The sequence below is a fragment of the Streptosporangium sp. NPDC023963 genome (genome assembly GCF_040639135.1).
In the GTDB taxonomy this organism is placed as follows: domain Bacteria; phylum Actinomycetota; class Actinomycetes; order Streptosporangiales; family Streptosporangiaceae; genus Streptosporangium.
In genome coordinates, this window is sequence record NZ_JBEZZK010000021.1 from 26,983 (window position 1) to 46,545 (window position 19,563).

Annotated in this window: 15 protein-coding genes; 12 read left to right on the plus strand and 3 right to left on the minus strand. The window is 72.5% G+C overall.

Annotation, left to right across the window (positions count from 1 at the left end; genetic code table 11):
• Positions 1–172: 172 nt before the first annotated feature.
• Positions 173–1,438, plus strand: a complete 1,266-nt coding sequence (locus AB0F88_RS38900; protein ID WP_362696115.1) for an MFS transporter — start codon at positions 173–175, stop codon at positions 1,436–1,438.
• Positions 1,392–1,982 (plus strand): RNA 2',3'-cyclic phosphodiesterase, encoded by a 591-nt coding sequence (gene thpR / locus AB0F88_RS38905; protein WP_362696117.1) that lies wholly within the window; start codon positions 1,392–1,394, stop codon positions 1,980–1,982. Before AB0F88_RS38900 ends, thpR begins: the two co-directional genes overlap by 47 nt.
• A gap of 133 nt (positions 1,983–2,115) precedes the next feature.
• On the opposite strand, the gene AB0F88_RS38910 is transcribed toward thpR, so the two are convergent.
• Positions 2,116–3,084 carry an aldo/keto reductase gene (locus AB0F88_RS38910; RefSeq protein ID WP_362696119.1) on the minus strand — a complete coding sequence of 323 codons (969 nt, stop codon included), beginning with the start codon at positions 3,082–3,084 and terminating at the stop codon, positions 2,116–2,118.
• Between the two features lie 118 nt (positions 3,085–3,202).
• Here AB0F88_RS38910 and AB0F88_RS38915 point away from each other — a divergent pair, with 118 nt between their 5' ends.
• Positions 3,203–4,369 (plus strand): hypothetical protein, encoded by a 1,167-nt coding sequence (locus tag AB0F88_RS38915; protein WP_362696121.1) that lies wholly within the window; start codon positions 3,203–3,205, stop codon positions 4,367–4,369.
• A gap of 86 nt (positions 4,370–4,455) precedes the next feature.
• A complete protein-coding gene (locus tag AB0F88_RS38920; RefSeq protein WP_362696123.1) occupies positions 4,456–7,932 on the plus strand; it encodes a hypothetical protein in 3,477 nt (1,158 codons plus the stop codon).
• 76 nt (positions 7,933–8,008) lie between these two features.
• On the opposite strand, the gene AB0F88_RS38925 is transcribed toward AB0F88_RS38920, so the two are convergent.
• Positions 8,009–8,386 carry an STAS domain-containing protein gene (locus AB0F88_RS38925; protein WP_362696125.1) on the minus strand — a complete coding sequence of 126 codons (378 nt, stop codon included), beginning with the start codon at positions 8,384–8,386 and terminating at the stop codon, positions 8,009–8,011.
• Positions 8,387–8,761: 375 nt separating this feature from the next.
• Between AB0F88_RS38925 and AB0F88_RS38930 the strand changes: the two genes are divergently transcribed.
• The 4 genes from AB0F88_RS38930 to AB0F88_RS38945 all read left to right on the plus strand — a co-directional run bounded on the left by AB0F88_RS38930 (position 8,762) and on the right by AB0F88_RS38945 (position 13,291).
• Entirely contained in the window at positions 8,762–9,775 is a 1,014-nt protein-coding gene (locus AB0F88_RS38930; protein ID WP_362696127.1) for an NAD-dependent epimerase/dehydratase family protein, read from the plus strand.
• A gap of 195 nt (positions 9,776–9,970) precedes the next feature.
• The gene (lhgO, locus tag AB0F88_RS38935; protein ID WP_362696129.1) at positions 9,971–11,161 is read left to right on the plus strand and encodes an L-2-hydroxyglutarate oxidase; all 1,191 of its coding nucleotides are present in this window, start codon (positions 9,971–9,973) and stop codon (positions 11,159–11,161) included.
• A gap of 34 nt (positions 11,162–11,195) precedes the next feature.
• The gene (locus tag AB0F88_RS38940) at positions 11,196–11,903 is read left to right on the plus strand and encodes a response regulator transcription factor (RefSeq protein ID WP_362696131.1); all 708 of its coding nucleotides are present in this window, start codon (positions 11,196–11,198) and stop codon (positions 11,901–11,903) included.
• Positions 11,900–13,291 (plus strand): HAMP domain-containing sensor histidine kinase, encoded by a 1,392-nt coding sequence (locus tag AB0F88_RS38945; RefSeq protein WP_362696133.1) that lies wholly within the window; start codon positions 11,900–11,902, stop codon positions 13,289–13,291. The genes AB0F88_RS38940 and AB0F88_RS38945 overlap by 4 nt, the downstream gene beginning before the upstream one ends.
• Before the next feature lie 243 nt (positions 13,292–13,534).
• On the opposite strand, the gene AB0F88_RS38950 is transcribed toward AB0F88_RS38945, so the two are convergent.
• Positions 13,535–15,442 carry an efflux RND transporter periplasmic adaptor subunit gene (locus AB0F88_RS38950; RefSeq protein ID WP_362696135.1) on the minus strand — a complete coding sequence of 636 codons (1,908 nt, stop codon included), beginning with the start codon at positions 15,440–15,442 and terminating at the stop codon, positions 13,535–13,537.
• Positions 15,443–15,589: 147 nt separating this feature from the next.
• Here AB0F88_RS38950 and AB0F88_RS38955 point away from each other — a divergent pair, with 147 nt between their 5' ends.
• The 4 genes from AB0F88_RS38955 to AB0F88_RS38970 are packed head-to-tail and all read left to right on the plus strand — an operon-like array spanning position 15,590 to position 19,371.
• The gene (locus tag AB0F88_RS38955; RefSeq protein WP_362696137.1) at positions 15,590–16,753 is read left to right on the plus strand and encodes a biotin/lipoyl-binding protein; all 1,164 of its coding nucleotides are present in this window, start codon (positions 15,590–15,592) and stop codon (positions 16,751–16,753) included.
• Positions 16,750–17,481, plus strand: coding sequence for an ABC transporter ATP-binding protein (locus AB0F88_RS38960; RefSeq protein ID WP_362696139.1), 732 nt, complete (start codon positions 16,750–16,752; stop codon positions 17,479–17,481). The genes AB0F88_RS38955 and AB0F88_RS38960 overlap by 4 nt, the downstream gene beginning before the upstream one ends.
• Complete coding sequence (locus AB0F88_RS38965; RefSeq protein ID WP_362696141.1) at positions 17,478–18,740, plus strand: ABC transporter permease; 1,263 nt, start codon at positions 17,478–17,480, stop codon at positions 18,738–18,740. The genes AB0F88_RS38960 and AB0F88_RS38965 overlap by 4 nt, the downstream gene beginning before the upstream one ends.
• 46 nt (positions 18,741–18,786) lie before the next feature.
• Positions 18,787–19,371, plus strand: a complete 585-nt coding sequence (locus tag AB0F88_RS38970) for a hypothetical protein (protein ID WP_362696143.1) — start codon at positions 18,787–18,789, stop codon at positions 19,369–19,371.
• Positions 19,372–19,563: the final 192 nt, after the last annotated feature.

Here is a 19,563-nt window from a genome sequence, read left to right on the forward strand (position 1 = left end):
CGCCGCGCCAGGCGGAGAACCGGGGACGAAGTCGCGGGAGAACCCGGGCCGCGAGCCCGGCCGGAAGACCGGGCTGAGGGCGAGGGTCCGGCGGCGGCGGGCCGCGAGGGCCGCGAGAGCCACAGCCACCGCGAACGAGTTCCAGGCCACGGAGAGCGGGACGGCCCAGCCCGTGCCCGAGACGCGGAGCGGGATGTTCCGGTCCCTGCGCGTCTACAACTACCGGCTGTTCGCGGCCGGAGGCGTGGTCTCCAACGTCGGCTCGTGGATGCAGCGCACCGCGCAGGACCTGCTGGTGCTCGACCTGACGAACGGCAGCGCCTTCGCGCTGGGCGTGACCGTCATGCTGCAGTTCCTGCCGTTGCTGCTCTTCGGCCTCTGGGGCGGCATGCTCGCCGACCGCTATCCCAAGCGGCGACTGCTGATCGTCGCCCAGTCGCTCATGGGCCTGCTGGCGCTCACCATGGGCGTGCTCGTCGTGACCGGCTCGGCCCAGGTCTGGCAGGTGTTCGTGATGGCGTTCCTGCTCGGCCTCATCGCCTGTGTCGAGGTGCCGACCCGGCAGTCGTTCGTCGTGGAGATGGTCGGCCGCAAGGACCTGTCCAACGCGATCGCGCTGAACGCGTCGAGCTTCAACCTGGCCCGCGTGGTCGGCCCGGCCGTCGCGGGTGTCCTGATCTACGCGCTCGGCGGCACCGGCCCGATCTTCCTGATCAACGCGCTCTCCTTCGCGGGCGTGCTCGGCGGCCTGATGCTCATGCGCACCTCCGAGCTGACCACTCCGGAACCGGTGCCGAGGGCCAAGGGGCAGCTCCGCGAGGGCCTGCGCTACGTGATGGTGCGGCCCGAGCTGCTCATGCCGATACTGCTGATCGCCTTCGTCTCGCTGTTCACGCAGTCGTTCTCGATGTCGATCGCGCTCATGGCGCGCCAGGTCTTCGGGGCGGGCGCGGCCTCGTTCGGGCTGGCCTCCAGCATGTTCGCGGTCGGCGCGCTGGCGGGCGCGCTCATGGCGGCGCGGCGGGTACGGCCCAGCAGGCGGCTGCTGGTCGGCGGCGCGGTGGCGTTCGGACTGTTCCAGATCGTCAGCGGCCTGGCGCCGTGGTACCCCCTCTACCTGGTCTCCCTCGTGCCCGCCGGCATCGCGTTGATCTCGGTGAACACCGCGGCCAACGCCAGCGTGCAGCTCGCCACCTCGCCGGAGATGCGCGGCCGGGTGATGGGCATCTACGTGCTCGTGTTCACCGGGGGAGCCCCCTTCGGCGCGCTGCTGCTCGGCTGGATCTCGGATCTGGGCGGCCCGCGCGCGGGGGTCATGGTGGGCGGTACGCTCACGCTGATCGGCTCCGGTGTGGCCATAATGCTGACAAAGATGATCAGCAGGAGGTCGCATGCGGCTGTTCGTGGGGTTGCTGCCGCCACCACCGGTGCGCGATGAGCTCATCCTCGCCCTCGAAGCCCACCGGCCGCGCTGGCCGGGGCTCCGCTGGCTGGAACCGGCGAGCTGGCATGTGACGCTGTCGTTCCTCGGGGAGGTGCCCGACCGGGTGCTGCCCGAGCTGCGGGCGCGCCTCGCCGACGCCGCCACGCGCCACCCGCCGCTGACGCTGTCCCTCACCGGTGCCGGGGCGTTTCCCTCGGCGGGTCGGGCGCGGGTCTTCCTGACCGGTCTGGGGGGCGACCGCCCCGGCCTCGCCCGCCTGGCCGACCAGGTGGGGGCCGGGGCGCTGGAGGCCGGAGCCGGGCAGACGGACCGCCGGCGGTTCACGCCGCACCTGAGCCTGGCCCGGTGCCGCGCCGACACGGACGTGAGCGCTCTGGTCGAGGCGTTCGGGGCGTTCTCCGGCGCCGCCTGGGAGGCGGGAACGGTGGACCTGATCCGGAGCGACTTCGGGGGCGGGACCACCGGCGGGGGCGGGGCTCGCTACGAGACGGTCGAGGAATGGCCTCTGACGGCCCGGGCACCCCGTGGACAGAGCTAGGCTCCAGGACGTGGATCGTCCCCGTCGCTGGCTGCTGCCCACGGTGCTCGCACTGCTCGTGCTCCTCGTGGTGATCGGCGCCCTCGTGTCCTAGCCGCCGGGCGGCCGTCTTCCAGCCGCCCGGCGACACCGTTCACCAGGCGTAGTGCTCGGGCGCCGTCTTGAAGCCGGGGAAGATCTCGTCCAGGCGGGTCAGGGCCTTCTCGTCCAGCACGATCTCCAGCGCCCTGGTGACGCCGTCGAGCTGGTCGAGCGTGCGCGGCCCGATGATCGGCGCGGTGACGACCTTCTGGTGGAGCAGCCACGCCAGGCCGACGTTCGCCGGGTCCTCGCCCAGCTCGTCGCAGAACTCCTCGTAACGCTCGATCTTGTCGCGGTGCTTGTCCAGCTGCTTGGTGATCTGCTCCGAGGCCGAACGCCCCTTGTCGATCTTCCGAAGGATGCCGCCGAGCAGGCCGCCCGCGAGCGGGCTCCACGGGATCAGGCCCACACCGTAGTCCTCGGCCGCCGGGATCACCTCGAGTTCCGGTGCGCGGACGACCAGGTTGTAGTGGGACTGCTCGGAGACCAGGCCGACGCTGTTGCGGCGCCGCGCGCTCTCCTGGGCCTTGGCGATGTGCCAGCCCGCGAAGTTGGACGACCCGACGTACAGGATCTTGCCCTGCTGCTTGAGGATGTCCATCGCCTCCCAGAACTCGTCGAACGGGGTGTTCCGGTCGACGTGATGCGCCTGGTAGAGGTCGATGTGGTCGGTCTGCATCCGCTTCAGCGACGCGTCGGCGGCGCGGCGGATGTTGAGCGCGGACAGCTGTCCCTCGTTGGGCCAGTCACCCATCGAGCCGTAGAGCTTCGTGGCGATCACCGTCTTCTCGCGGCGCCCGCCCCCCTTGGCGAACCAGCGGCCGATGATCTGCTCGGTGACGCCCTCGCCCTTCTTCCAGCCGTAGACGTTGGCGGTGTCGAAGAAGTTGATCCCCAGCTCGTGGGCGTGGTCCATGATCGCGAAAGAGTCTTCCTCCGTGGTCAAGGGGCCGAAGTTCATCGTGCCCAGGCAAAGGCGGCTGACCTTCAGGCCGGTACGGCCAAGCTGCGTGTAATCCATACCTTCACACTAGGTACCTGGAGCGCACTCCAGGCGAGCGGAATCGCGGGGAAATCCGTGTCGGCCGGACCCGCCACGTCTGTGACGCCCGCGCGTACCGCCGGGGCATGATGGCTGAATGCTGAGTAAGGCGGGGGAAGTCCTGGTTCGCGGGTTCGCGGTGGCCGGTCTGGCCACGGCCGCGGTCCTCGCGGGACAGGGCGCGTGGGCGGGCGGGGGGCAGGACGTCCGGGGGGACGCGGGACACGGTACGCGGGCGGGGGCGGCGCGAGAGGCGGAGCGCGGCGCACCGGCGGGTACCGGGCGGGCGGACGGCGGGGAGCGGATCCTCTTCCGCTTCAAGGACAGCCGGATCACCGAGTCGAGCGGGCTGGCGGTCTCACCGACCGGCAAGGACGTCTACTACACCCACAACGACAGCTCCGCGGGGCCGGTCTTCTTCGCGGTCGGCCCCGACGGGCGGACCCGCGCCACCTTCACCCTGCGGGGGGCGGCCTCCCGCGACTGGGAGGGCATGGCGGCCTCCACCGACCCTCGGACCGGGCGGGGCGTGCTCTGGTTCGCCGACATCGGCGACAACCTCGAAGGGGCCTGGCCCGACATCTCCGTGTACAAGGTGGCGGAGCCCGCCACGCTGAGCGACGCCGTCGTCCCCGCCGTGCGCTACCGGTTCCGCTACGAGGACGGCGGGCACAACGCCGAGGGCATCATGGTGCACCCCCGGACCGGCCGCCTCTCCATCGTGACCAAGCAGTTCGCCGGTGCCGTCTACCAGGCTCCGAAGCGGCTGCGCGCCGACCGGGTCAACGTGCTCCGCAAGGTCGGCTCCGCGCCCATCATGGCCACCGACGCCGCCTACGCCCCCGACGGGTCGAGCTTCGTGATCCGTACCTACTTCTCCGCCACGGTCTACCACGCGCCGGGGGAGCAGGTCGCCCGGGTGACGATGCCGGAGTTGCAGCAGGCCGAGTCGATCGCCTACACGCGCGACGGCAGGTACCTGCTCACCGGCAGCGAGGGAAGTCGCAGCCCGGTCTACCGGGTGCCGCTGCCCGAGAAGGTTCTGGCGGCTCCCGAGCCCACGTCCGCCCGGCGCCAGGCGGCTCCCACCCCGGCCTCCGGTGCCACCGGCGCTCCGGAGCCCACGCCGGTCGCCGGGGTGAAGGCCGACGAGGACGGCGCCGGCGCGGACACGGGGGTGCCGACCTCGGCCGTGCTCCTCTGGCTGGCCATCGCCGCGGGCGCCATCGGCGTCATCACCCTGATCGCCCGCAGAACCCGCTGAGGTACTCAGAGCCGCCGAGGTACTCAGACCCGGTTGAGTGATCCGACGCAAGCGGACGGCAAGCCGCTTGCACCATCCTTCGGACCATGCATGACGAGAACCCGGCGTCGAGCCCCCGCTCCTCCTCGCCGGTGGGCTGCCCTGAGTGCTCGGCCCCCATCGCGGGGACGTACGAGCGCTGCCCGCGCTGCGCGCTGCCTCTGCGGGGACCGGTGGCGGCCGAGCTGTGGCGGCTCGACGGTGCCCTCGCGGGGCTCCGCGCCCGCGAGGCGGAGCTTCTCATCCGGCGCGGTCGCCTGCTCGGCCTGCTCAGGCAGGAACGAGCCGAACAGGAACCGGCCGAACAGGAACCGGCCGGATGGGAACGAGCTGGACGGGAGCCGGCCGGACGGGAGCCGGCCGGGGATGAGCGGGCCGGGGATGAGCGGGCCGGGGGCGAGCGGGAACCCCTGACCGATGGCGGACCCGCCGGGCGGCCGGAGACGGTGCCCGAGCCCGCCGGGCGGGCGAAGGCGATGTCGGAGCCGGGGAAGGACTTCTCGCCCCGGGCGGTGCAGAACCTGCTGCTCGGCCTCGGCGGGCTCCTGCTGGCCGTCGCGGCCGTGGTGTTCACGGTGGTCAGCTGGGGGAGCATGGGCCTCGGCGGCCGGGCGGCGATCCTGGCCGCCGTCACCGGGCTGACCTTCGCCGCGCCGACGCTCCTGGTGAGGCGCGGGCTCGTCACCACCGCCGAGACCATCGCGATGCTCGGCGCGGCGCTGCTCTTCCTGGACGGCTACGCGGTCCGGCGGACGGGGCTGGCCGGGGCCGACGGCATGGCCGTACTCCATTACGCCGCCCTGCTGTTCGCCCTGGTCGCGCTCGTCATGGCGGGCTACTCGCGGTTCCTCCCGCTGCGACTGCCGCTGCCCGTCGCGATCGTCCTCGCCCAGTTCCCGCTCCCGCTGCTCGCTCTCGGCGAGACGACGCCGTGGATCACCGTCGCGCTCGCCGCGACGGCAGCCGCCGACGCCGCCTTCCTGGTGTTCCACATGGCGGGCCGGAGTCCCGAGCCCGGCATCGGAGCGGCGGCGCCCGCGGGCACGCCCGGCGGCCGCGGACCGCTGACGACGGTCGCGGCCTGTTTCGGCGTGGTGTGGGGGCTGGGGGTGTGCCACGGCTTCCTGGAATCACTCCCGAGGAAGACGTCGAGCCCGTTCCCCGGCGAGGTTCCGGCGATCGCCTCGCTCAGGGACGCCCTGTTGCTGGTCACGCTGGCGGTGATCGGGCTCGCGGTCGCGCGGAGGGTGCGGAACACGGACCGCCTCTTGGTCGTCACCGCGGCCTCGGCGCTCACGCTGACGGCGGGACTGGCGGCCCCCGCCTGGCCGTTGCCGCTCACCTGGTGGGCCGTGCCGTACACGGTGGCGGCCCTGGTCACCGTGGCGGTCATGCTGTACGCGCCCGGTCTGGACGAGCCGCGGGTCCGCTCGGCCGGTGCCGTCTCCGCCGGGGTGCTGGCGGTGCTCACCGCACTGCCCTTCGCGAACGATGTGATCTTCGCCCTGTTCGCCCCGTTCAACCGGATCGGCGATGTGTGGTCGGGATCTCCGGGCTTCGCCGATGCCCGCCTGATCGCGCCGTTCCCGCAGTTCCCGGTCGTGTCGGGGCTGCTGGCCGTCGCCGCGGCACTGGCGGCCGCCCGGGGGCGGGCCTCCATGGGGTTCGCCGCGCTCGCCGCCGGGACGCTCGCGACGGCCGTCGCCCCCGTCGCCTTCGGCTGGGGGCACGGGGTGGACCTCGTGGTCCTGTCGGCGCTGGCCGTCGTCCTCGTGACCGGTATGGCCCTGGCCGGTCGGCCGCGGTGGGCGGGGGCCCTCGCGATCGCCGCCGGTGCGGTGTCCGCGGTGGCGACGGTCACCGCGCTCGCCGAGCGGTCCGGCACGTACGCGACACTCGGCGTCCTGCTCGTCGCGTGGGGCGCGGCGGCGTTCGCGGCCCGGGTACGCGAGGCGGCGGCGGTCTCGCTGGTCGCCGGTGTGCTCTCGGCGACCGGCCTGATGTGGGCGGTCTCCGCCGGGACCCGGTGGCTTCCAGCGGGTGACGGCCTGTCCCTGTCCCTGGCCGCCGGTGCGGTGCTCGCGGCACTCCTCGCTCCGCGCGGCGGCTCACCGGCCAGGCCCTCGTCCGAGGGCGCGCCGGGGAAGAGCGGCGACCTCCGGCGCTCCGCCGGGCTGGTGCTGAGCGCCGTGCTGGCGGTGCTCGCGGTCGTCTCCGCGCACGCCGCCGTCACCGCGGTCCTCGGTTTCCACCGCCCCCTCGTACGGCCGTGGACGGCCGTGCCAGGCCCCGCGGGCGGCCATCCGCTGCTCGCGGTGGTGGTTTGTCTCGTCGCCGCGGCGGCGGTGCTGGTCTCCTGGCAGGTCGCGCGGCGCCGGGGCGCGACCAGGGCGGCGCTGCTCGCCTGGCCCGCGGTGGTGGTGGCACTGCCGGTGTCGGTCGCCCTGCCGTACGGGGTGGAGCTGGGGCTGTTCGTCGCCGGTACCGTCCCGACGGCGTGGACGGCGGCGCGGAGCCGCGCGAACGCGGTCTTCGGCGGGGTGGCGGCGCTGTGGACCGCCTTCGTCGCGATCTCCTGGGCCCTCATGAGCGAGCCCGCGACCCTGCTCGTCCTTCCCTCCGTGGCGGCGGTCGCCGTGGCGGTCGTGCTGGGTGACCGGGCGAGGGCGAGGGGAAGGACCGGCGCGAAGACGGCGGTCGCGTTCGGGGAACGGGCGGTGGCGCCGGTCGCGGCGGGGCTGGCGGCGCTGCTGGCGGGCGGGGAGGCGCTGGCGGCCGGGCTGGCGCTGGACTGGCCGGTACGGCACGCGGCGTTCGGCCCGCTCGCCGTGGCCTGCGCGGCGGCGGCCGTGGCGGGCCGGTTCAGGAGGGCGACGTTCGCAGTGGGCGTGGAGGCGGCGGGGTACGTCCTCGTGGGAGCGGGCCTGCCGCTCGCCTCGGCCGACCTGCCGCTGGCGAGCCTGGCGTGCGCCGTGACGGGTTTGCTGATGGCCGGTACGGCGCTGCGGCCCGATCGCCGATGGGCCGGATACGCCGGAACGGGCTTCCTGCTGCTGGCCTCATGGCTACGGCTGCTCGCCTCCGACATCAGCGTGGTCGAGGCGTACACGGTCCCGTTCTCGCTGGTGCTGCTGGCGTTCGGCTGGTGGCGGGCGCGCGGAGGGGAGAGGTCGTCCTGGGTCGCCTACGGTCCCGGGCTCGTCTCCAGCCTGGTGCCCAGCATGCTCGCGCTGCTCGCCGGCTCGGGCTGGCTCCGGCCGCTGCTGCTCGGCGTGGTCTCGCTGGCCGTGCTGCTGGCCGGTGCCCGGTTGCGGCTCCAGGCCCCGGCGGTCCTCGGCGGGCTGGCCCTGGCCGTCGTCGCCCTGCACGAGCTGGCGCCGTGGATCGCCGAGGTGGTCGTGCTGGTGCCCCGGTGGGTGCCGATGGCGCTGGGCGGGGTGCTGCTCCTGGTCGTCGGCGCGACCTACGAGGCGCGCCTGCGGGACGTGCGACGCCTGCGGGGCGCGGTCGGCCGGATGCGCTGACCGTTCCCAGGGCCGCTTCCCAGGGCCGCTTCTCAGGGCCGGCTTCCTCGGGCCGCTTCCCGAGTCCGCTCGGGGCTCAGCCGGGGGACTGCAGGTCGCGGCGGGCGGCGTGATCGAGGGAGGCCGCCACGTCGGGGTCGACGGGAAACCAGGTGAAGAGACCGGTCACCTGCAGAAGGCGTTTGAGGACATCCGATACCCCGGCGAGGCGCAGCCACCCGCCCGCCTCCGCGGTCAGCCGCGCGCCGCTGAGAAGTATCCGCAGCCCTGTGGAGTCGCAGAAGGTGATGCCTCCGGCGTCGATGACGATCCGCGGGCGGTAGTCGAAGACCAGTTGTTCGATGGTCTCTCTGAGCAGCTCGCTGGAATTACGGTCGATGTCACCCACGACAGTGATCACGGTGCAGTCGACGTGCCCGTGGTGGCCGACGCCGATGGAGAGTTCTCTGCTCATCGCCTCGTATCTCCACCCGGTGACGCGGTCGGTTTCGGCCGCCATCCGGCCTGATCAAGGTATACCCCTCCGTGACACCGGGGTGGGCGACGGACGGGAGACATGTGCGTAACGGCTGCGGACACCCGCCGTTCGCCGCCCGCTCCGGGAGCAGGTGCGGACGGCGATCTCAGATGCGATCTCAGATGCAATCTCATACGTGGTCCCGAGCGCGATCTCATGCCGAAAATGAATGACCGCATCACTCTTTACTGCCCCGACATATTCACGTATTCCTCGACCGGCCTGGACGTATTTCCCGCATAGGCAATGACGGTTAAGAACCAGGCCGGTTATCCCTTCTCTTGTGGTGATGATTGCCGCTAACTTTCGAGCATGCGCGTTCTGATAACCGGGGCATCAGGTTTCGTCGGCTCGCATGCGGTCGCCGCGCTCCTCGCAGACGGGCATGAGCCGCTTCTTCTCATACGCAATCCAGAGAAAACACGCGAGGTGCTGGCCGCCGTCGGGGTGACGGGGGCGATTCCCCTGCACAGGGCCGATATCCGCGACGCGGCGGCCGTGCGGGAGGGGCTCGAACAGTGCGACGCCGTCATTCACGCCGCCGCGGAAATCGGGGTGATCGGCCGGGCCGATGACCTAAACGGTACGAATGTGACCGGGGTCAAGAACGTCCTGGGGCAGGCCGTGGAACTCGGTCTCGACCCCATAGTGCATGTCTCCAGCGTCGGCGTCTTCGTGCCCCCGGCCGGACCGGTGATCACGACCGAGAGCCCGCTCTCCACGCCCAGGAACGGCTACGGCAGAAGCAAGATCTCCGCCGAGCGCTACGCCAGGCGGCTCCAGGAGCAGGGGATGCCGATCACGATCGTCTATCCGGCCGGGGTCACCGGGCCGTACCAGCCCTCGCTGGACGCGATGGTGGAAGGGCTGCGTGCCGGCCTGGAACAGGGTTGGCCGATCACCGCGGGCGGCGTCAACATCGTCGACGTACGGGACCTGGCCGTCGTGCTCGCCCGCTGCCTCGAACCTGGGCGCGGACCACGCCGGTTCATGCTGGGCGGCCACTACCTCACCTGGGCGCAGCTCGCCGACGTCTGCGACGAGTTGACGGGCAACCGCGGCCGGAGGTTCAGGATCCACCGGTCGGTGTTGCGCGGCGCGGCGGCCGTGGGCGACGTGATGAAGCTGATCAAGGAGATCGACTACCCGCTGACCAGGGACGCCGTCGAGATGATGGTCACGATGGTCCGCACGTACGACACCCCGACCCTGGAGGCGCTCGGCGTGGGCCTGCGGCCGGTCCAGGAGACCATCGCCGACTCGCTGCGCTGGCTGGCACAGGAAGGACATCTCACCACCGGCAAGGCCGGGAGACTGGCGGGATGACGTCACGCGGTGGCACGCTTTCCCCCTGGCGGAAGCGATCATCTCGGACCACCCCATGATCACCTTCTGGGAAAGAAACCTCGCGGGAGAGCGGTCTCGCAGGAAAGCGACCTCGCGGGAGAGCGACCTCGCAGGCAGGCGGTCCGGTGAGGCAGCCTCGTAAGAGGCAGGGGAACGAGCAGGGAGGAGCCGGCGATGAAGGTCGGGATCGTCGGTGCGGGGATCGTCGGGCTGGCCGTGGCCAGGGAGACGGCGCTGACCCACGGGGCCACGGTGACCGTCCTCGACAAGGAGGACCGCGTCGGGGCCCACCAGACCGGGCACAACAGCGGTGTCGTCCACGCCGGGATCTACTACCGGCCGGGCTCGCTCAAGGCCACCCTCTGCAGGGAGGGCGTGGCGATGCTCAGGCAGTACTGCGCCGAGCACCGCATCCCGTACGACGAGGTCGGCAAGCTCGTTGTCGCCTCCACCGGATCCGAGCGGCCCGAGCTGCGCGGGATCGCCGAGCGGGCCCGCGCGAACGGGGTTCCCGGCATCGCCGAGCTCGACGCGCTGGCCCTGCGCGAGATCGAGCCGCACGCCGTCGGCGTGGGCGCCGTGCACTCCCCGCACACCGCGATCGCCGACTTCCCCGCCGTCGCCCGGCGCCTCGCCCTGGACGTGGAGGAGAGCGGCGGCTCGGTGCTGCTGTCCCACCCGGTGCGCGCCGTAAGGGAGACCGCGGGCGGGGTGAGCGTCCTGGCGGGGGAGCGGACGCTGAGGTTCGACCGGGTGATCGTCTGTGCCGGGCTCGGCACCGACACCGTCGCGCGGATGGCGGGGATCCCCGGCGACGTACGGATCGTCCCCTTCCGCGGCGAGTACTACGCGCTGGCCGGGGAGGCGAAGGACCTGGTCCGCGGGCTCATCTACCCGGTTCCCGACCCCCGCTACCCGTTCCTCGGCGTGCACCTGACCCGCAGGATCGACGGCGAGGTGCTGGTCGGCCCCAACGCGGTCATGGCGCTGGCGCTGGAGGGCTATTCCTGGCGGGACGTCGACCTCGCCGACCTGGGCCGGATTTTGGCCTGGCGGGGCACCCGGCGGCTGGCCGCCAGGCACTGGCGGACCGGGATCAGGGAGGTGGCCGGTTCGATGGGTAAAGGATCCTTCCTGCGGGCCGCGCGCCGTTACGTCCCGGCCCTGACCGCAACCGACCTGGTCAGGACCGCCGGAGGCGTCCGCGCGCAGGCTGTGGACGGGCGGGGCGGCATGCTGGACGACTTCGCGATCGACGTGCACGGCCGCGTCGCCCTCGTGCGCAACGCCCCCTCACCGGCGGCCACGTCAAGTTTGGCGATTGCCAGGCATATTGTGGGGTTAGCCTCAGTGTTGACCAGTTAACTGCTTTCTCATGTGGGCCGGTGAAAATAAACCAGTGACCGACTCACCCGAGGCCCGCCTGCTGATCGTCGAGGACGAGCCCAACATCCTCGAACTTCTGGCCGCGAGCCTGAGGTTCGCCGGGTTCGGTGTCAACACGGCCGGCAACGGCACGGACGCCGTCGCCGCCGTCCAACGGCACCGGCCCGACCTCATCGTGCTCGACGTGATGCTCCCCGACATGGACGGCTTCGACGTCGTACGGCGCCTGCGCGGCGGCGGCAGCGACACGCCGGTGGTCTTCCTCACCGCGCGTGACGCCACCGAGGACAAGATCCGCGGGCTGACCGTGGGCGGGGACGACTACGTGACCAAGCCGTTCAGCCTGGAGGAGGTCGTGGCCCGCATCCGGGCCGTGCTGCGCCGTACCGGCTCCGGCGACCTCGCGCCCCGGCCGCCCCGGCTCACCTTCGCCGACCTCGAGCTCGACGAGGAGAGCCACGAGGTGTGGCGCGGGGGCAGGGCGGTGGCGCTGTCGCCGACGGAGTTCAAGCTGCTGCGCTACTTCATGGCGAACGCGGGGCGGGTGCTGTCCAAGACCCAGATCCTCGACCACGTGTGGGACTACGACTTCAGGGGCGACGTCGGGATCGTGGAGTCCTATGTCTCCGTGCTCCGCCGCAAGATCGACAATGTCGATCCGAGATTGATCCACACCCTGCGCGGCGTGGGATACGTGCTGCGCTTACCACCGGGCACATGATGCTCGACGCGACCCCCCTGCGGGTGAAGCTGATCGGCGTCATCCTGGTCCTGCTGACGATCGCGCTCGCCCTCATCGGCATCGGCAGCGTCTCGATCATGCGCGGTTACCTGATCGACCGCGTCGACGGCCAGATCGACCTGACCACCGACTCCGCGCTGCGCCGCATGAACAACCGGGGGTCCGTCGCGCTGGTCGGCAAGTCGATGCCGTCCGACGCCAGGCTGGAACTCCGCGGCAGGAACGGCAAGACCCTCGTCCTGCTCAGCGGCATCGACGTGGAGGGCAAGCCGGGGCCGGAGGTGTCCCCGGGACAGGGCGGCCGCTCGTTCGAGAGCGGCGACTGGCGGGTCCGGGTGACCTCGCTGGACACCGGCGGAATCCTCATCGTGGCCGTGGACATGGGCGAGGTACGGCAGATCGTCGGCCAGCTCGCGCTGGTGGAGCTGCTCGGCGGGAGCGGCCTGGTGCTGATGCTCGCCGGGGCCGGCGTGGTGATCATCCGTAGGAGCCTGCGCCCGCTGGAGGAGATCGAGCGCACCGCGGAGGCCATCGCCGCCGGAGACCTGGGCCGCCGCGTCCCCGACGCCGACCCGCGCACCGAGGTGGGCCGCCTCGGCCGGTCGCTGAACGGCATGCTCGCCCAGATCGAGACGGCCTTCCGCGCCCGTTCGGAGTCGGAGTCCTCGGCCCGCAGCTCGGAGGAGCGCATGCGCAGGTTCGTCGCGGACGCCTCGCACGAGCTGCGCACGCCGCTCACCTCGATCCGGGGTTTCGCCGAGTTCTACCGGCAGGCGCCCGGCATCGACGCCGCGCCGCTGATGCGCCGGGTCGAGTCCGAGGCGGTCAGGATGGGCCTGCTCGTCGACGACCTGCTGATGCTGGCCCGGCTCGACCAGCAGCGGCCGATGGTCATGCGACCGGTCGACCTGCTCGCCATCGCCGCCGACGCCGTCCACGACGCCCGCATCCTCGCCTCGGAACGCGAGGTCACGCTCTCGGTGGACGGCTCCGCGCTCATCGTCTCCGGCGACGAGGTACGGCTCCGCCAGGTCGTGGGCAACCTCATGACCAACGCGCTCACCCACACCCCCGAGCGCACCCCCGTACGGGTGGCCCTCTCCGGCGACGACGGCATGGCCGTCATCGAGGTCGCCGACGACGGGCCCGGCCTCACCACCGAGCAGCGCGAGCGCGTCTTCGAGCGGTTCTACCGCGCCGACTCCGCCCGGGGCCGGCGCGCCCCCGAGGACGGCGGCAGCGGTCTCGGCCTGGCCATCGTCGCCGCGATGGTCGAGGCGCACGGCGGCCGCGTCGCCGTGGAGTCGGAGCCCGGCAAGGGCTCGACGTTCCGGGTGATCCTCCCGCTCGCCCCCGAATCCGACTGAACCACGCCTGCGGATCCGGACGGATCGCACCCTCGGGTCGGGGCGGATCGAGCCCTCGAACCCGGACGGATCGCACCCTCGGGTCCGGACGGATCAGGCCCCCGAATCCGGCTGAACCGCGTCTTCGGACCTGGCCTGACAGTGAGGATGGAGGTGAACGCCTCCCGGACCCGGCCGAACCCCACCGGAATCCGCCGGTCCAGCCGGTCCAGCCGGTTCAACCGGTCACCGTCACCGCCCGGTTCAGGGGGCGCCGGTGCCGGGCTCCGGCCAGCTGCTGTCGGGGAACTCCCCTCCGGCCGCGCCGCCGGGCAGTACCACCCGGTCGTTCTCGGACAGCCCGGAGGTGATCTCGACGTACCGGTCGCCGCGGACCCCGGTCTCCACGACCCGCTCGGCGCCTCCCCGCACGGTGACCCTGGAGACCCCGTCCCTGGTCCGTACGGCCTGCGCCGGGACGTAGAGCGTTTCGGCGGACTCGGCGACGGTCACGGTGACCGAGGCGGTCTGGCCCACCAGGAGGTTCGCCGGGGGCTCGTCGAACGCGATCGTGACGCCGTACCTCACCAGCCGGTCGCTGGTGGTCGCGGTGGGGGCGATCCCCGTCACGGTGCCCGTGTACCTCTCCCCCTGCCGGGTGGCCAGGGTGATCGCCGCCTGCTGCCCCGGCCTCAGGCTGCCGATGTCGGATTCGGTGAACAGCGCCTCCACCTGGAGTTCGTCCAGGTCCCCGAGGGTGAGGAAGGTGCCGGTGCCCGCGCTGTCGCCGACCGCCCCGGCCACGGACATGACGGTGCCGTCGGCGGGGGCGACGATCCGCACGCCCGCGAGTTCCTCCGTGGCGTCGGTCAGCTCCGCCCGGGCCTGCTTCACGCGAGCCTCGGCCTGCTCAACGGTGAGCGCCCCCCGCCCGGCTCCGCCGTTCTGCTGAGGGCCCTGCTGAGGGCCCTGCCGGGTGTTCCTGTTCGGGGAGGCACCCCTGTCCGCTCCCGTCCCCGTGCTCGCGCTCGGCTTCGGGGTAGGACATCCGGTGGTGGTGGGCCTGGCGGTGGCGGTCGGTACCGCCGTGCCCGTGGGACCGATGGGACCGATGGGATCGGTGGGAGCAGCGGGATCCGTCGTCGGTTCGGGGTGCTCGCCGGGGCCGGTCGACGGGCCCGAGGGCGGGCCTGTGGGACCGGGGCCGGTGGTCGCGGGCGGCTCGCCCCCGTGCGGCCTCGCGGTCACGGTGACCGTCGCGGTGGCCGTCACGGTCACCGTCGGAGCGGCCGTCACGGTGACGGTGACCGTCGGCGCGGGCTGGGGAGAGCCGTCACCCGTCCGCGCGGCCTCCGGCTCCACGACCGCCGGTGTCGCGGTCGGTGCCGGTACGGACGCGAAGTCCCGCGCCGGGATGGGGGTGGGGGTGGGGGCCGCCGCGAAGCGGTACCCGGCGGGGACGATCCCGCCCGCGGGGACGACCTGTGCCGTGCGCGCCGATCCGGCCGGTGTGGATGGCGAGGGTGGCGAGAGCGTGCGCGCGGGCCCCGGCCTCTGCGTGGGGGCACCCGTCCCGGTGGGGGCGGGCGTGGGGGTGGCGTCCGCCCCCGGAGGTCGTGTCGCCGTGGGCTCGCAGCCCGCCTGCCTGCCGGGACCCGTCCGGTCCCCGGTTCGATCTCCTGTCCGGTCCGGCCCTGTCCGGCCCCCTGTCCGGTCCCCGGTTCGGCCACCCGTCCGGTCCCCGTCCTGCTGCCCGGCCTCGGTCGTCCCCGTGCTCCCCGGCGTGCTCCCCGCCGTGCTCCCCGCCGTGTCCAGCGCCTCCTCGGCCGCCGCGAGCCGCGCCCTCGCCGCGTCGTAGCGCTCGCGTGCGGGGGCGGAACCGATTCTGGCGAGCACGTCCCCCTTGCCGACCCTGTCCCCGGCCTTGACGTAGACCTTCGTGACCGTCCCCGAACCGCCGAAGGCCAGGTCGCGGGTGCCGTCGTCCACGGTGCTGCCCGCGGCCGACACCGCGGCGGTCACCGTCCCGCGCCTGGCGGACGCCAGCTCCACCCGGGGAGCCCGGCCGGAGCCGCCGTCGAACACGACGATCGCCCCCGCGCCCACCAGGACGAGGGCGGCCAGGGCGAGTCCTCCCGCGCGCAGCTTCTTCGGGAGATGGGTCGGTCTCATGGCGGACATCCTGGACCGCCTGATTCACAGCATGCTCACAGGTCCCTGAAGGTTTGCTGTGCATCACGGGCGGTACGACCAGGTCTGCAGGAAATCTTCAGCCTTCGTCGGGGTGAGTCCAAGCCTGATGCGCCAGGGTCAGGCGCTGTGAAGCTGTCGACCAAGCGCGGAGCGCTGATCGTGAACGGGACCCTGGGGGTCCTGTTACTGGGCGGGGTGGTGATCGCCTACTCCTCCCTCGGCGGCGAGGCCACATCAGCCGACGCCGCGGTGCGGACCGTGCCGGTGACCCGTGCCACGGTCTCGGCCTCCGTCTCCGCCTCGGGAACCGTGGCCAGCGCCCGAGCCCGGTCCCTCTCCTTCGGATCGAACGGCACCGTCGAGAAGATCTACGTCAAGGCCGGTGACAAGGTCACCGCGGGGCAGATCCTCGCCCGGCTGGACGACGACTCGGCGCAGGAGAGCCTGGACGCGGCCGCCGCCGCCCTCGACACCGCGGACGACGACACCTCCACCGCCGCGGCCTACGCCGAGTACGTCACGGCCAGGAACACCTACCGGTCCGCGAAGCGCGCGGTGGACGGCACCGTCATCAAGGCGCCGTTCGCCGGTACGGTCACCGCCGTCAACGGCACGGTCGGCGGCTCCTCGGGCACCGCCGCCAAGGCCGCGACCAACGCGAAGAACTCGGCCGGCTCCGGGGCCTCCGCGAACTCGGACGGCGCGGCGAACGCCTCGGGCGGGTTCGTCGACCTCGCCGACACCCGCAAGCTCGAACTCGTCGGCACCTTCACCGAGACCGACGTCACCAAGCTCAAGATCGGCCAGATGGCCTCCATCGGGTTCGACGCGCTCACCGGGGTCACCGCCTCCGGCAAGGTCACCCGGATCCAGCCGACCGCCACCACCAGCAACAACGTGGTCCAGTATCCGGTGACGATCTCCTTCACCGAGGTGCCGGAGCAGGTCAGGCTCGGCCAGACGGCCACGGTCGGGGTCGTCGTCGAGCGTGCCGAGGACGTGCTCGCCGTCTCCTCCGCGGTGATCTCCACGGCGGGCGGGCGGAGCACGGTGACCGTGCTGCGGGACGGACGCCAGGTACCCGTCCAGGTGGAGACCGGGATCAAGGGCGACGCGCTCACCGAGATCAGGTCCGGGCTCGCCGAGGGAGACCAGGTGGTCCGCCCGGTGACCATCGAGACCACCCGGCAGGGCGGCGGGTTCCCCGGCCTCGGTGGCGGGGGCGGCGGTCGCAACGGCGGGGGTGGAGGCGGAGGCATGCGCCCCGCCGGTGGAGGGAACGGCCGATGACCGTCCCCGTCCTGTCCCTCACGGACATCACCAAGGTGTACGGCAAGGGAGACGCCGAGGTCCGGGCGCTGCGCGGGGTGTCGCTCAGCGTCGACCGGGGTGACTACGTCGCCGTCATGGGAGCCTCGGGCTCCGGCAAGTCCACGCTCATGAACATCCTGGGCTGCCTGGACGTGCCCACCTCCGGCGACTACCGCATCGACGGCACCGACGTCGGCTCGCTGGACGAGCGCAGGCTCGCCGTCCTCCGCAACCGGAAGATCGGATTCGTCTTCCAGTCGTTCAACCTCATCCCCCGGATGAGCGCGCTCGCCAACGTCGAGCTGCCCATGGCGTACGGCGGGGTCGGCGCCGCCGACCGGCGGGCCCGCGCCCTGGCGGCCCTGGAGCAGGTCGGCCTGTCCGACCGGGTCCGCCACGAGCCGAACGAGCTCTCCGGCGGCCAGCAGCAGCGGGTGGCCGTGGCCAGGGCGCTGGTCACCGCGCCCGCCCTCCTGCTCGCCGACGAGCCGACCGGCAACCTCGACACCGCCTCCACCGGGGACGTGCTGGGCATCCTCGACCGGCTGAGCGTCGCGGGCCGGACGATCGTGATCATCACCCACGAGGACGACGTGGCCGCCCACGCCAAGCGGGTCATCCGCCTGGTGGACGGCCGGATCGTCGAGGACCGCCGCCAGGCCCCCGTCGACGGTCTCCCGCCCCGCACGCCGGAGGTCACCGCGTGAGCCGGCTCGAGATCCTGAGGTTCGCGCTCCGCGGGCTGGCCGCCAACAAGCTGCGCAGCTTCCTGACCACCCTCGGCATCCTCATCGGGGTGGCGGCCGTGATCCTGCTGGTCGCCTTCGGCGAGGGGGCCTCGCAGAGCATCCAGCAGTCCATCCAGCGGCTCGGCGCCAACACCCTCACCATCTCGGCGTCCTTCGCCGGAGGCGGCGGTGGCGGAGGCTTCGGCGGCGGGGGCCGGGCGGCCGGGGGCCGGAACGAGGGCCCGCGTACCCAGGCCAGGCCGCTCACCCTGGAGGACGCCAGGGCGCTGACCGACCGCGAGCAGGTTCCCTCGGTGCGGAGCGTGTCGCCCGTGGTGACCGCGAACGCGGCCACCGCCGTTCACGAGGGCGCCAGCCACACGATCGCGCAACTCGTGGGCACCTACCCCAGTTACTTCGAAGCCACTAACAGGCCCGTCGAGAGCGGCACCTACTTCGTCAACGACGACGTGCTCGCCGCCAGGAAGGTCATGGTCATCGGGCGGACGGTGGCCGAGGAGCTGTTCGGCACGGCCGACCCGGTCGGCAGGCCGGTCAGCGTCTCCGGGGTGCCGTTCACGGTGATCGGGGTGCTCAGGGAGTCGGGCTCGGCGGGCATGCAGGACGCCGATGACGTGGCCGTCGTGCCGCTGCCCGCCGTGCAGCAGAGCCTGACGGGGTTCGGCGCGCTCGGCTCGATCATCGTGCAGGCGACCGGCGCCGACACGACCGACTCCGCCCAGGCCGAGGTGACCGCGGTGCTCGACCAGCGGCACGGCATCACCCCGGCGGGCGTCGCGGACTACCGGATCCTGAACCAGGCCACCCTGCAGGAGACCGTCAGCTCGACCGTCGGGATCTTCACTGCCCTGCTCGGCGCGGTCGCCGCCATCTCCCTGCTGGTCGGCGGCATCGGCATCACCAACATCATGCTCGTCACCGTCACCGAACGGACCAGGGAGATCGGCATCAGGAAGGCCATCGGCGCGCCCAGGAGCGCCATCCTCGGCCAGTTCCTGCTGGAGGCGACGGTGCTGAGCCTGGTGGGCGGCCTGTCGGGGGTCGCGATCGCGTTCGCCGGCACCCGCTTCACGATCGCCGGGATCTCACCGGTGCTCGTACCGTCCTCGATCGCGCTGGCCCTCGGCGTCTCCGTGGGCATCGGACTGTTCTTCGGGGGCTACCCGGCCAACCGCGCGGCCAGGCTCCGGCCCATCGAGGCCCTGCGTCACGAGTGACCCGTACGGCTTACCCGGCTCAGGCGGCTTAGGCAAGGAGAGACACATGGGCGGCAACGCCGACGAGACGGTCCCGGCGGGGAGAGCGCTGGAGAGTTCCCCGTTCCGGGGGGACCTGGACGGAGAGCTGGCGGCCCGGCCGCCGCGCCGCCTGTCGACGCTCACCCTCGTGCTGGGTGCCGGGGTGATGCTCGTGGCGGGGGTGATCGTGGGCATCCAGGCGCAGAAGGCGATGGGCGGCTCCTCCGGCGTCCCCGCGGGGGCGCGGCAGGGCGGCGCGGACTTCGGCGGCCCCGGCGGTCCCGGCGACCGGCAGGGCGGCCAGGGCCGTCAAGGGGGCCAGGGGCGCCAGGGCGGGCAGAGAGGCGAGGAAGCCGGTCGGGGCGGTGGCGGCCGGGGCGGCATGACCGTCGGCACGGTGCAGCGGGTCGAGGGCGGCAAGGTCTACGTCCAGACGGCGGACGGCTCGGTCGTGACCGTGAACACCACGGACGAGACGTCCGTACGCGTCACGAAGGAGGGCAAGGTCACCGACCTCGAGCCCGGAGGCGCGGTGGTCGTACGCGGGGCGGCGGCCGAGGACGGCTCGGTGACCGCGACCGCGATCAACGAGGGCGCCGGGCGCAGGTGAACCGGCCGAGCCCGGAGGGCGGGCCGTTTCCTGGCAGCGTTTCCTGGCAGCGTTTCCTGGAAGCGGTGGTGGACCGGGTTCCCCGGGCGGCGCGCCGGTCGATGTGAGCGCCGGCGGACCGCTTCCCGGGAGCGGTGCCGAGACGGTTCTCAGGAAACGTTCAGCCCTGGCTGAGCTGCGTTCCAGCGAGGT